Source organism: Oryzifoliimicrobium ureilyticum (genome assembly GCF_037199735.1).
Classification (GTDB): Bacteria; Pseudomonadota; Alphaproteobacteria; order Rhizobiales; family Rhizobiaceae; genus Rhizobium; species Rhizobium ureilyticus.
In genome coordinates this window covers 277,890-289,532 of sequence record NZ_JBBBVQ010000004.1, presented here as the reverse complement: position 1 = coordinate 289,532, position 11,643 = coordinate 277,890, and the positions used below count along the sequence as shown (strand labels likewise).

Below are 11,643 nucleotides of genomic sequence, written 5' to 3'. Positions count from 1 at the left end.
TCGAAGACGCTCATCCATGACCGAAGTCTCTCTCCACGGCATCTACACCTCCCGATAAAGTCGGAAAGTGTAACCCATGTCTCCGGTACGATTTGTCACCTATCTCTCAGGTCGCACAAAACTTACTTTATTCAGCAGAGAACGGTCGATCGGAGAATGACCCAGTCGGGTAGCTGCGCCATTGAACCGGTCACTGGCACAAATTGACCCACACCGAGCGCTTTTCAATGATTGCTATTGGAACGCCGATAAAGTTCGCTGCGATAGCGTTCCACGCTCGGCAAATCATGCGTCGTGTCGGCAACGTCAGCGGCATAGTCTCTTGCCTTTTCGAGTGTCGAAAAAGTCTGCGTTTTCAGATCCTTCTCGCTTCCAACGACCGTAACAGTAAAGCCTCGGATCGTTTCGGGCATGTCGCTCCTGAAATCGGCATCAATGAAAGCAACGACGTTGGGTTCTTCTTCGACGGCTGACATCTGAGATTCCCTTAAGGACTGCTAATTTAACGCTGCGACCGTCTCGTTGTTCAACCACTCGCAGCTAAATCGACTTGGCGCGAGGATAATGCGCGAATATTAGAGAATAATTAAATAAACTGTCCAAAGGCAGAGGGTGTAGGCACCTTCATTTGCTACTGCTATCGAACCGGTATTGCTTGAGGCTTGCCATCTCGAACACAACGCCGGCGATGGTCTCGGCAAAACCAACAGCATCTTCAAGAGCGGCAAAATGCTCAGTTTTTCGCTCCGTATCGCCTCCTGCGAAGGTCACAAAGAACCCTCTGAAGGTTTCAGGCTTGTATGGCTTATAGTCGGCGCCGATATAGGCCGTGATGTCCGGATTGCGATTGACCAAGTCTGTCCCCTAAAGCTTACTATTACGGACATAAAACCGTGCCAGATCAGAGGGACGAGAAGAAACTTTGCAAAACTGCGCAAAGCCTGGCGGTTACGCGGTCGTGCGCTGTGACAGCCCTCTATAAAACATATACTTAAAACTCTATACATGTCTTGCCGGTATGCTTTTATTCGGCATCATCCAGGCGCGATCATGACTCAGAAAAAATTGCGGTACGCCATCGTAACGGACCAGCTGCTTGCGGTCCGCAAGACGGTGGCTATTTCCATTCCGGTCAATATCCTTTTAGGCGTCGCGTCGTTGCTTGTCGCACATCATGCCGGTGAAACGACGCTTGGGGCCATCTGGTTCACGATCTCCTCGATTGTCAACGCGATGCGCATCATCCTGTGCCGCCTGCCGATCCGCCAAGAGAACAAACGGGGAAGTGCATTTGGAAAGCTTTATCCGCTTTCCGTCCAGCATCACCTGCTGCTTCATACCCTCTTTGCGTTTTTATCCGGAATGGTCTGGGCTTTTATTCCCGTACTTTGCAATTGGTACACGTCGCCGCAAACCCTGTTTTACCTGACAGTTGTCTGCGGCATTACGGCTGGCGCCGTCACGCATGGTTTCGCCTATGCGCGCATCCCGATCTTCTTCATCACACCCAGCCTCCTCTCCGTCGCTATTTGCCTTATCGCTGCCGGCGGCTTCGACAGGATGATCCTGGCGCTGACGGTCCTTCTTTATCTCGCAGCCCTTATCCGCAGTTCGCGGCTCAGCGAAAAACTTGTCATCAATGACAGCCGCCTGAAAAACGAAGCCACAGCGCTGTCACGCTCGCTGGAAGTCGCCAATGAACAGCAAAGGCTGGTAGCCGAACAGATGCAGCAAAGGGCCGTGCACGATCAGTTGACCGGGCTTTTAAACAGAAGCGGATTTGCAGAGGCGCTTGAACGTGCGGCCGAAGGCGGCAAGGAAGGCTGCCTGATGCTGTTCGATCTCGATGGCTTCAAATCCGTCAACGATGCTTATGGGCACAAGACCGGTGACCGGGTGCTCGTCGAGGTCGCGCGCCGCTTGACGGAAGTCATGGACAAGGACGCGACCGTTGCACGCCTTGGCGGCGATGAATACGCCATATACCTTGGCACGCTTCCCAGTCATCAGGAAGCTGAGATCCTGGCCACGCGGCTCATCACGGCGATCTCGATTCCTTTCTCGAAACTCGATGCCGGCCGCGTCGGCGCCAGCGTTGGTATCTATATCGGCAAGATCAGCGATATGGACGAGCTGATGATTTATGCGGATGCCGCCCTTTATGCTGCCAAGAAGGAAGGCCGAAATCGCTTTCGCATCTTCGACGATGCCTTGCGCATGGAGGCGCAGATCTCGCGCGATGTGGAACGCGATCTGGCGCAGGCTCTCTCGAAGGAAACGCTGGAGATCTGGTTTCAGCCGGTTATGGCCGATGACGGAAAAAGGGTGGATACGTTCGAGGCCCTGCTGCGTTGGAAGCATGCGCAGCATGGTTGGATCACGCCGTCGACGATCATCGATACCGCCGCGATCACGGGCCTTTCCGAGCCACTGTTTAGGTTCATTGCGCGCGAGGCCGCCATCATGGCCCTGTCGCTGAAATCGATCGGCAGGGGTAATATCAAAATCGCCTTCAATGTCTCGCCGCGCGAGCTTGCGCAGATCGCCGTGGACGAACTTCTTCTGGCAAAGCTGGAGCGCATGGGCGTCTCCCCCTCCGCGATCGTTCTGGAAATCACCGAGGAAGGGGCGATCAATCCAAGGCTTATCCAGCATAAGCTCACTCGCCTCGCCAGCAGCGGCGTGCGGCTCGCGATCGATGATTTCGGGATTGGCTACTCCTCGCTCGGCTCGCTGCAGCAAATTCCAGCCAGCAGGGTGAAGATAGACAAATCCTTGGTGACCGGCACGACACTTACTTCGACCAATCGTTCGCTCATTGATGCTGTGTTGCGGGTCTCAGAGGCGTACGGTTTCGATGTCGTCGTCGAGGGTGTGGAAACCGAAAGCGACTTTTGGACCATGCAGCAGCTTGGCTGCAAGCTCATGCAAGGCTTCTATTTTTCAGGCGCCATGCCGCGCGACAAGGCGATCGCTTGGCTGGACGGCATCAAGAAAGATATCGGCCAGCCGCTGGCTCCATAACGGGTTCCAACCCATCATACATCGGTTGATCTACCCATGTTTCGCCCCTTACGATTGTTTAATCCAATGGATATGCAGCGGTAAGGATGAAAGTCCTACAGTCTCATCGTACTCAACGACGGTACATATTGCCGTTGCGAGCGAAAAGGATGAAGACCATGTGGACCACAACCCGTAAATTTATCACCACCGGTCTGGTCGCCTTGACAATTGCGGGAACCACAATTGCCACCGCTTCCCAGGCTGAAGCACATAATAATTTTGGCCGAGGCCTCGCGGCCGGTATTGCCGGCGCAGTGGTGGGCGGCGCCTTGATTGCTGGCGCAACGTCCCATCCGGTTTACGCAGCGCCCGTATATGGTGGCCCCGTCTATGCCGGACCCGTTGCCTATCCGCCCGTTTATGAACGGGTCTATCCCGCTTGCCATACCGAATGGCATCAGAACGCCTGGGGCGATATGTATCGCACCCGCGTCTGCTACTGACGCTTTTGGGAATTCTGCAGAATGAACAAGGAGGTGGGTTCGCGCCCACCTCCCCTTTTTTACGACGTATCTTGAAGATCGCACGCTACTCCTTGGCCCGATAGGCCTGCGGCACCATGAAGATTTCATCGGCACGGCCATAGCCGCCATCTTTCACTTCCTCGATCAAAACCATCGTGTGCGGTCTTGCAGCTTCGGAAAAATATTCGACCAGAAGATTTGTTGCCCGATGCATGATTTCCTGCTTTTGAGCACGGCTGAGTGCGCCCTCGGGCGTCTTGATATTGATGAATGGCATGAGATTGACTCCTGTTTGATCACTGGTTCAGATCATGCCGCCATTGGCGCGTAGCACCTGGCCGTTGACCCAACCGCCTTCGCGGCTTGCCAGGAAGGAAACCACCGCCGCGATATCGTCCGGCTGACCAAGACGACCAAGTGGAATGTTGCCGATAATCGTGTTGACCAGGGCTTCCGACTTGCCGTCCATGAAGAGTTCGGTTTCGACGGGCCCAGGAGCGACGGCATTGACTGTGATGTGGCGGCTCCCAAGTTCCTTGGACGCAACGTGCGTCAAGGCTTCGACGCCGGCCTTCGTGGCCGCATAAGCCCCATAGCGTTGACCATAGACACCCACCACGCTGGATGACAGGTTGATGATCCGTCCGCCATCGCGCAGCCGCCGCGCCGCTTCACGCATCCCCCGGAACGTGCCGGTCAGGTTCAAAGCGATCTGTCGTTCGAAACTCTCATCGTCGACGTCGGCAATCGGTGAAAGGCTCATCGTTGCCGCATTGTTGACGAGAATATCACTTGCGCCAAAGGACTTTTCAGCCGCATCGAACAGGATCCGATATGCATCTTTAGCACCCACATCGGCCTGAACCGCGATGGCTTTCCCGCCATCGTCAGCGATCTTTGCCACAAGTTCTTCGGCTGCTTTGGCGCTTGAGGCGTAATTGACGACGACCGCAATGCCATCAGTTGCGAGACGCTGGGCAATCGCCCGGCCGATACCCTTTGATGCGCCTGTGACAATGGCGACCCGCTGTTCTTGAATGCCCATAGCTCTGCTCCTTTCGTGATGGACACAAACTACGCCTCGATCGGAATGAGAACAATGACATATGAATTGACTTCAGAATTCGCTTGTGATGAACAATCGATTATGGATCGTCTTGAGCGAATGCAACTGTTCACTCGTATCGTCGAAAGGGGCAGCTTTTCAGGTGCCGCCGCTGATTTCGATCTCGCGCGCTCCACGGTCACTCAGTCGATCAAAGAGTTGGAGGCCGATCTAGGCGTACGCCTCCTCGATCGAACGACGCGGCATGTCACGACCACGCTGGACGGTCGGGCTTTTTACGAACGCTGCCTGTCAATTCTCGCCGATATCGATGAAGCGGAAAACATTTTCCGGGACGCCCAGCCGCGTGGCCTGCTGCGCATCGATGCCCATAGCCTCTTGACCCGAACATTTCTGCTGCCGCACCTCCAGTCGTTTCTGGACCGCTATCCGCTTCTTGAACTGCAGATTGGCCAGGGAGACAGGATGGTCGATCTCATCCGAGAGGGCGTCGACTGCGTCATCCGCGCCGGTGAGATTGCCGATAGCGGTCTGATCACGCGACGGCTGGGAAGCTTGAGCGAAATGACGTGCGCAAGCCCCGCCTATATTGCAAAGCACGGCAACCCGGCATCACCTGACGAGCTCTCGGATCATAAAGCCGTGGGCTTTATCTCGTCTCGCACGGGCCAGATCATCCCGCTCGAATTCACCGTAGATGGCGTGCTTCGCTATGTCAGTCTGCCATGTCGGCTAACAGTCAATAATTCCGATACGATGACGGATCTTGCCAAACTCGGTTATGGGCTGATCCAGGCCCCACGCTATCGTCTGCAATCCGAAGTCGATGCAGGAAACCTCGTGGAAGTCCTTGCAGACTATCCGCCGTCACCCACCCCGCTATCGGTACTTTATCCTCAAAATCGTCAGCTATCGCCGCGGGTTCGCGTCTTCATCGACTGGATCGCCAGCATTTTTTCGCCGGCATGACGTTTGAAAAAAGGGCGCGCCGGTGGGGATGCTGGTCTCCCGCCTTCGATGCACTATTTATGGTCAGATATCTACGTTCAGTACCAAGGAAAGACGAGCGATGATTTCGATAAAGCAAGGCGATGTTCGCAATCGGCTTCTCCAGGCACTTGATCCAGATGCCTTTGCCTATCTCCAACCGCAGATGAAGCGAACGGAACTGCCGGTACGAACCTATACCGTCAAATCGATGCAGACCATCACGCGCGTTTGCTTCCTGGAAAGCGGCCTTGCCTCTAAGGTCGCAACAAACCCAGGCGGCGCGTCGGTGGAGGTCGGCCATGTCGGGCGTGAAGGGATGACGGGATATACCGTCGTCCTGCACGTCGACAAAACCCCTGTTGATATTTTCATGCAGGTAGAAGGCCACGGCATCTTCATACCAGCGGACCATCTCATGCAGGGAATTGCAGATGGGGTTTTACCGCAAGATCTGTTCTTGCGGTACGCCCATGTCTGCGACGTGCAACTTGCCCAATCCGTCCTTGCCAATGCCCAATATACGATGCACCAGCGCTTGGCACGCTGGCTTTTGATGTGCCATGATCGGATTGAAAACGATGACATGCCGCTCACGCATGAGTTCCTTGCCATCATGCTCGGAGTTCGTCGCGCCGGCGTTACCGGCCAGCTTCACATTCTCGAAGGAATGCATGCCATCAAGTCCACGCGAGGCCTCGTCCGCATTCTAGACAGGACGATCCTTGAGAAGATCGCCGGAGATTCGTATGGAACTTCGGAACGCGAATATGACAGGTGGATTGGTACTCCGTTTACCGATGCCGCGCACGCCGATGTGGGCGGAGAGTTGACCGGCGCTCAATTGCGGAGCGGCTCAAAAGGCTAAGACGGCGCACCGAGATCGTGGACTACAGGATAAAGCCGACATAGATGATGCCGGCTTTATATCATCATTCGGCGGCGGCGTGCATGTTGCCGCGGCCAAGATAGAGCTCCCGCAGGCATTTTTCTCTTTGCTCCTTCAAGGAGTGATCTCGTACCCGGCGAACGGCCTTTTCCGTTTCCGCTCTAAACTGGTAACTCGCGGCTGTCTTCTCCAAGGGTTCCTTGCAGATATTCTCCGCGCTGACACCCTGCCCGATCATCCTGAGGACCGTCGACGGGTTGCGCTTGATGGCCTGGCCGACGGCCTTGTCGAGATCATCCGCGGCAGCTTCGTCAGCCGCAGGCCGCAGCAATGGCACGACTTTCAACCAAGCGGTCTTTCCATCCTGGATTTCTTCGACAAGCCTCTTCCAGCTGTCATTTTTCTTCAGCATATCGATGGTAGCAACCGCACCATTGCTGGAAACCGCCTGCCTGATGTCACCTGGCGCGGTCAAAGACGTTGCAAATGCACAAGTGGATATGCTGAGAAAAGCCACAACGACACAGCTAAAGCGACGCATGCGATTTCCTTTCGAGGCCAGGAATCACAAATTTACCGTAGAAACGCAAAACGTCCACATTTTTGCCATCAGGATTTAGGTTGCGAAATCCAAGATTTCAGTCGCCGTGATCACATGTGCGTTATCAGCGTAAAAGCTTCAATTCCATCCTTCGATCACCGAGGATAGGCGACTTCGCGACGCCGACATTTCAAAAGACAAGAGCGAAGACAAAACGGTTGCGTTAACGAATAAATTGCAATCGGTGGCTTAAAGTTTGTACTCTTTCAAACGCCGCGCACCAATTCGCTATTTCACTGTTAATTCTCCTCAATCGCTTCATCATTCCTTTAGAAACGATGCAAATACTGCCCGCATGGACACCCGCACGATAAACAACACGCAGGAAGCTTATCACGAGCTTATTACGAAGGTGACGGTGCCTCTTGCCGTGGCCGTCGCCGTGTTGCTGTGCAGCCTACTGGCGACGCTAGTCCTTGTAGCGGATTATCAAACCTCGATCGCCCAATCCTCGCAAATCAAGCTCGCTGGCGGGGCACTAACGCTGCGCAAGAAGCAGATCGAAAAGGCAGTCGTCGATTACAGCAGCTGGAACCAGGCCGTCGATCATACGGACAGTCGTGATCTGGCCTGGATCGATGAAGAGATCGGTAGACCGATATTTCAAAATTTCAGTTTCGACATGACCTTTGTCATAGCTGCTGATGGCTCGACCATCTATTCGATGATTGAGGGTAACCGTTCTGACCATGAGGCGGGAAAAGTTCTCGGAAGCGGTCTAAAAGAATTGCTCGCCAAAGCACGGGCTGCAGGGCACGGAGCAGTCTCAGGACTGATCGCCGCGGATGGAAAGCCCGCAATCGTAGCGATCGCGCCTATTCAAGTTTCGACGCCGGATGCCCAACCTGCTCAGGATCCTGACCTACTGGTATTCGTGAATATCATTGACGAAGCGATGCTGCGCGAGATTTGCGACGTCTATCTGCTTTCGGATCTCAAATTGGTGTTCCTGAAACCTCAGGACGCACCTTTCGTCGAGCTAACCTCCCCGCATGACGACGCAATCGGATTTCTCACCTGGGACGGCGTGCGCCCAGGGGACGCCTTGCTTCAGACTTCAGTACCGGTTTGGGTTTTCATCGGATTTACCTTTGCGCTGCTGAGCGCAGCAATATTGCGACAGGCGCGCTCGACGGCACGGATGATTGCTGAAAGCGAAGCCCAGGCAAAGCACGACCCTCTGACCGGGCTGCCCAACCGTCTTCTGCTGTTCGAGCGTCTCGACGCCAAGACACGTAAACGCCTTTCCTATGGGCCGGGCTTCGCCGTGGCCTATCTTGATCTTGACGGGTTCAAGCCGATCAATGACCGCTATGGTCACGATGCCGGCGATGAAGTGCTTCGTGTTATTGCGCGCAGAATTCGCCAAACCATCGATCAGGACGATTGCCTGGCGCGCATTGGCGGGGACGAATTTGCCCTCATCCTTGGCGGCAGCAGCGACAGGGCCGAAATTGCCACGATAGCACATGCTATCATCAGTGCTGTCGAGCATCCGATCCTTATCAAGGACGTCATTCCGATCATGGTCAGCATTACGATCGGCGTCGCCCTTGCCCCGGAAGACGGCACAGACCCGCTGACCCTTCTTCGCAAGGCCGACATTGCCCTTTACGAAGGCAAAAATGGCGGCAAGCGTCAGGTCCGTTTCTATGAGGACGAGAGGAAGAAAGAGGCGATCTCGAGCCCGACCCAAGAAACTCGCCAAAGAATTCACAAGTTTCCACCCGCTGCAAAAGTTTGAGTGGAAATTCGCCTCCAAACAGTCAAATTGACACGTCCTGCAACCTCTGCCCGAGAGTCGGATTTCGAGTTGAGGTGTCATGGTCTAGAAGTGCGCGTGGTTGATCCCCTTCGGGTCTGTCTTGCGCCTAGAAATGGAGATGGATGTGCAATCGATCCTGTTCGACGTCGATGGCGTTCTCATTCATGGATATACCGGCCAGACGGAGCGAAGAAGACGCTGGGACCAGCACATAAAAGCTGATCTAGGTATCGACTCCGAAGTCTTCACACAGACTTTCATCAGAGGCGTCTTCGAAAAGGAGGTCCTGACTGGACGGAAGGCGCTTTTGGAGGCGCTGGAAGAAGTACTGCCTGACGTCGGATATCGTGGCTCGCCTCTGACCGTCGCGAGCTATTGGATCAATCGGGACAGCCATTTGAATTATCAGCTGCTCGATCTGGTGCGGCGGTTGCGCCATCATAAGGATGTCAGACTTTACGTCGCCACCAATCAGGAACACATGCGTGCCTTTTACCTCTGGAATAAGCTTGGCCTCGAAAACCTCTTCGACGATATTTTCTATGCGGCAAGACTGGGTGTTTTGAAGCCCGATCCACTCTTCTACAGCCGCGTAATGGACATCATCGGCCCGCAAATAAAGCAGCCGATCATCATCGACGACAGCCTCTCGGTGGTTAGAACTGCAGAGGAATTCGGCTGGCAAGGAATCTACTACACCAATATCGAGGATTGCCGGAAAAGCCCGCTCCTTGCCGATCTCCTTGCTTAGCGAAAACAAGCGCCATCGGGTGCGCTTCGAATGCACCTGGCCCCGTTGGATGGGCTTGCCGCCGACCAGCTCAGCGTCAACTCGCTCTTGCTATCGCCAATGCGATTGTCGCCGGCATCTTGTCGGCTCCTGGCTGTCGAGGTTAATCCGGCCGCACTTGAGCCAGCCGTTAAAAGGCTCACGATCTCGATACAATCTTTTCAGGGAACCTCTGCTCATACTTACCGTTGGCCCTTTACCGAATGCACATGGCGTTTGGCCATAACGGAGGAAACCTCATGCTTATCAAAACAACATTGGCGGCCGTCTTGTCGCTCGGACTTGCCACATCTGCTTTCGCACAATCGGCTGGCGGTAGTGGCGGTGGCGGCGCTGGCGGCTCTGGTTCAGCGGGCACTAGCTCCGGCACAAGCGGCGGAACAAGTTCTGGCGCCACTGGCGGTGCGGCCGGCTCAACAGGGACAGGCGCGACCGGCAGCGGCGCTAACGGCTCCGGCACATCCGGATCGTCAGGGACATCTGGCGGAGGCCTTAACAATAGCTCGGGCGGTAACATGAACCAGAACTCAAGCGATTGCCATTCGGCGACAAGCGGATCGGTGACGAACAACAGCAGCGCCGGCGTTGAGCCCCAGCAGAACTGCACGACAAAATAATTCTGCCTCGCGCGGCTAAAGTCTGTCAGCCCCTGAACGCTCCTGTCTTTAAACGGGGGCGTTTTTTCGTTTCGAACACACCGGCGCAGATTCCTACGCACGGTCTCCCATATGCGTGTCTTTAACAATGCGAGCCCTGTCCGCGACAATGGGTGATCGCCGTTTACCAAATTGACATTCCTTGAACTCGGCGCCGCCAATGACAAAATGACTAACCTTATCAAGCGTTGATCCTGCCCAGAGGGGTACACGCAACTCGCGGCGGAGAGATCTGTTTATGAAGGCGCTACGTATCCGCTTGTGTCGCGCATGCGCTCTCGGCGCTGAAAGACATCATGTTAAGTTCGTTTTGAAAGGGAGATCTTGTTCTATGAGCAATGTATTTGAAGAAGCCACGAAAAGAGGCAAAGAACTGCCCGGATACGCTCATGGCGCAAAACTGATCCGCGTCGACGAAATTGAGAGCCAGATCGATTTCATTTCCGGAATTGTGTACGCCCAAGTCCATTTGATGCGCGCATCGCTTGCGATCAGACGACTGCATATGTCATTGATGGTCCCGCGCGACGACGGTCTTAAACCCGCAATTGTCTACTTTCCAGGCGGCGGTTTCGTTTCCGCTAACCATGAACAATTCCTTCAAATGCGCTTTGCATTGGCAAAGGGCGGTTTTGTCGTCGCATCCGCAGAATATCGCACCGTGCCCGATACCTATCCTGGCCTTGTAGAGGACGGAAAATCTGCCATTCGCTTCCTGAGAGCACATGCGGCGGCCTATGGAATCGATCTGAACCGAATCGGCGCTCTCGGTGACTCGGCCGGTGGTTATCTTGCTCAGATGGTCGGCCTCACCCATGGTGAAAAAGCCTATGATCAAGGCGATTATCTTGATCAGACTTCAAGCGTGCAAGCTGCTGCGACGATCTTCGGCATCTCGAACCTGCTCAACATCGGCGAAGGCTTCTCGACGGAAAGCCAACAGATCCATCAATCCCCCTCTGTCACAGAAGCGCTCTTGGTCAATGGCCCTGCATTCGATAATTTTCCGGGTGCATCGATTGCTTCCGATCCGGAAAAAGCACGTGCAGCAAGCCCGATGGGTCATATTGACGGGAAGCATCCACCATTCCTGATCATGCATGGCACCGCCGATACGCTTGTGTCGCCAATCCAGAGCAAACAGCTCTATGAGGCCTTAAGCACAGCCGGTCGCAAGCCGGATTATGTTCTCGTGGAAGGCGCTGGGCATGGCGGAGCCCCCTGGCACCAAAAGCCGATCATCGACACCGTCGTCAACTGGTTCAAAACGAACCTCGCCTGAGGGTGAGACGTTGACGCCAGCGGGTTGCCGACGATCCCGGGGAGCTATTTTTCAGGCGCGCGGTGAATAACCAATAT

General features: G+C 54.8%; 13 protein-coding genes. 8 read left to right on the top strand and 5 right to left on the bottom strand.

What is annotated here, in order from left to right; all coding sequences use genetic code 11:
- Positions 1–224 precede the first annotated feature (224 nt).
- Together VQ830_RS08685 and VQ830_RS08680 are read right to left on the bottom strand one after the other, a co-directional pair.
- On the bottom strand, positions 225–476 hold the full coding sequence (locus tag VQ830_RS08685; protein WP_337267678.1) for a hypothetical protein: 252 nt from the start codon (positions 474–476) through the stop codon (positions 225–227).
- A gap of 148 nt (positions 477–624) precedes the next feature.
- A complete protein-coding gene (locus VQ830_RS08680; RefSeq protein WP_337267677.1) occupies positions 625–855 on the bottom strand; it encodes a hypothetical protein in 231 nt (76 codons plus the stop codon).
- A gap of 195 nt (positions 856–1,050) precedes the next feature.
- Here VQ830_RS08680 and VQ830_RS08675 point away from each other — a divergent pair, with 195 nt between their 5' ends.
- Together VQ830_RS08675 and VQ830_RS08670 are read left to right on the top strand one after the other, a co-directional pair.
- A complete protein-coding gene (locus VQ830_RS08675; RefSeq protein ID WP_337267676.1) occupies positions 1,051–3,024 on the top strand; it encodes a putative bifunctional diguanylate cyclase/phosphodiesterase in 1,974 nt (657 codons plus the stop codon).
- Between the two features lie 158 nt (positions 3,025–3,182).
- On the top strand, positions 3,183–3,509 hold the full coding sequence (locus VQ830_RS08670; RefSeq protein WP_337267675.1) for a hypothetical protein: 327 nt from the start codon (positions 3,183–3,185) through the stop codon (positions 3,507–3,509).
- An 85-nt stretch (positions 3,510–3,594) separates the two neighbouring features.
- Here the strand turns inward: VQ830_RS08670 and VQ830_RS08665 are convergent, their stop codons facing one another.
- Together VQ830_RS08665 and VQ830_RS08660 are read right to left on the bottom strand one after the other, a co-directional pair.
- Positions 3,595–3,807 carry a tautomerase family protein gene (locus VQ830_RS08665; RefSeq protein ID WP_337267674.1) on the bottom strand — a complete coding sequence of 71 codons (213 nt, stop codon included), beginning with the start codon at positions 3,805–3,807 and terminating at the stop codon, positions 3,595–3,597.
- Between the two features lie 27 nt (positions 3,808–3,834).
- Positions 3,835–4,575, bottom strand: coding sequence for an SDR family oxidoreductase (locus tag VQ830_RS08660; RefSeq protein WP_337267673.1), 741 nt, complete (start codon positions 4,573–4,575; stop codon positions 3,835–3,837).
- Between the two features lie 102 nt (positions 4,576–4,677).
- Between VQ830_RS08660 and VQ830_RS08655 the strand changes: the two genes are divergently transcribed.
- Positions 4,678–5,565, top strand: a complete 888-nt coding sequence (locus tag VQ830_RS08655) for a LysR family transcriptional regulator (protein ID WP_337267701.1) — start codon at positions 4,678–4,680, stop codon at positions 5,563–5,565.
- Positions 5,566–5,665: 100 nt separating this feature from the next.
- Positions 5,666–6,451, top strand: coding sequence for a Crp/Fnr family transcriptional regulator (locus VQ830_RS08650; RefSeq protein ID WP_337267672.1), 786 nt, complete (start codon positions 5,666–5,668; stop codon positions 6,449–6,451).
- 64 nt (positions 6,452–6,515) lie between these two features.
- On the opposite strand, the gene VQ830_RS08645 is transcribed toward VQ830_RS08650, so the two are convergent.
- Positions 6,516–7,013, bottom strand: coding sequence for a hypothetical protein (locus VQ830_RS08645; protein ID WP_337267671.1), 498 nt, complete (start codon positions 7,011–7,013; stop codon positions 6,516–6,518).
- 355 nt (positions 7,014–7,368) lie between these two features.
- Here VQ830_RS08645 and VQ830_RS08640 point away from each other — a divergent pair, with 355 nt between their 5' ends.
- The 4 genes from VQ830_RS08640 (at position 7,369) to VQ830_RS08625 (ending at position 11,566) form a co-directional block, all read left to right on the top strand.
- Positions 7,369–8,817 (top strand): diguanylate cyclase domain-containing protein, encoded by a 1,449-nt coding sequence (locus VQ830_RS08640; protein WP_337267670.1) that lies wholly within the window; start codon positions 7,369–7,371, stop codon positions 8,815–8,817.
- A gap of 145 nt (positions 8,818–8,962) precedes the next feature.
- On the top strand, positions 8,963–9,589 hold the full coding sequence (locus VQ830_RS08635; protein ID WP_337267669.1) for an HAD-IA family hydrolase: 627 nt from the start codon (positions 8,963–8,965) through the stop codon (positions 9,587–9,589).
- A 278-nt stretch (positions 9,590–9,867) separates the two neighbouring features.
- Entirely contained in the window at positions 9,868–10,245 is a 378-nt protein-coding gene (locus VQ830_RS08630) for a hypothetical protein (protein WP_337267668.1), read from the top strand.
- 370 nt (positions 10,246–10,615) lie between these two features.
- Positions 10,616–11,566 (top strand): alpha/beta hydrolase fold domain-containing protein, encoded by a 951-nt coding sequence (locus tag VQ830_RS08625; protein ID WP_337267667.1) that lies wholly within the window; start codon positions 10,616–10,618, stop codon positions 11,564–11,566.
- Positions 11,567–11,643 lie beyond the last annotated feature (77 nt).

What these genes read in the sequence shown, in the direction of transcription:
- VQ830_RS08630 (WP_337267668.1), top strand. Translation starts at nt 9,868, where the DNA reads ATGCTTATCAAAACAACATTGGCGGCCGTCTTGTCGCTCGGACTTGCC.
- VQ830_RS08650 (WP_337267672.1), top strand. Translation starts at nt 5,666, where the DNA reads ATGATTTCGATAAAGCAAGGCGATGTTCGCAATCGGCTTCTCCAGGCA.
- VQ830_RS08645 (WP_337267671.1), bottom strand. Translation starts at nt 7,013, where the DNA reads ATGCGTCGCTTTAGCTGTGTCGTTGTGGCTTTTCTCAGCATATCCACT.
- VQ830_RS08665 (WP_337267674.1), bottom strand. Translation starts at nt 3,807, where the DNA reads ATGCCATTCATCAATATCAAGACGCCCGAGGGCGCACTCAGCCGTGCT.
- VQ830_RS08655 (WP_337267701.1), top strand. Translation starts at nt 4,678, where the DNA reads ATGGATCGTCTTGAGCGAATGCAACTGTTCACTCGTATCGTCGAAAGG.
- VQ830_RS08675 (WP_337267676.1), top strand. Translation starts at nt 1,051, where the DNA reads ATGACTCAGAAAAAATTGCGGTACGCCATCGTAACGGACCAGCTGCTT.
- VQ830_RS08670 (WP_337267675.1), top strand. Translation starts at nt 3,183, where the DNA reads ATGTGGACCACAACCCGTAAATTTATCACCACCGGTCTGGTCGCCTTG.
- VQ830_RS08640 (WP_337267670.1), top strand. Translation starts at nt 7,369, where the DNA reads ATGGACACCCGCACGATAAACAACACGCAGGAAGCTTATCACGAGCTT.
- VQ830_RS08660 (WP_337267673.1), bottom strand. Translation starts at nt 4,575, where the DNA reads ATGGGCATTCAAGAACAGCGGGTCGCCATTGTCACAGGCGCATCAAAG.
- VQ830_RS08625 (WP_337267667.1), top strand. Translation starts at nt 10,616, where the DNA reads ATGAGCAATGTATTTGAAGAAGCCACGAAAAGAGGCAAAGAACTGCCC.
- VQ830_RS08685 (WP_337267678.1), bottom strand. Translation starts at nt 476, where the DNA reads ATGTCAGCCGTCGAAGAAGAACCCAACGTCGTTGCTTTCATTGATGCC.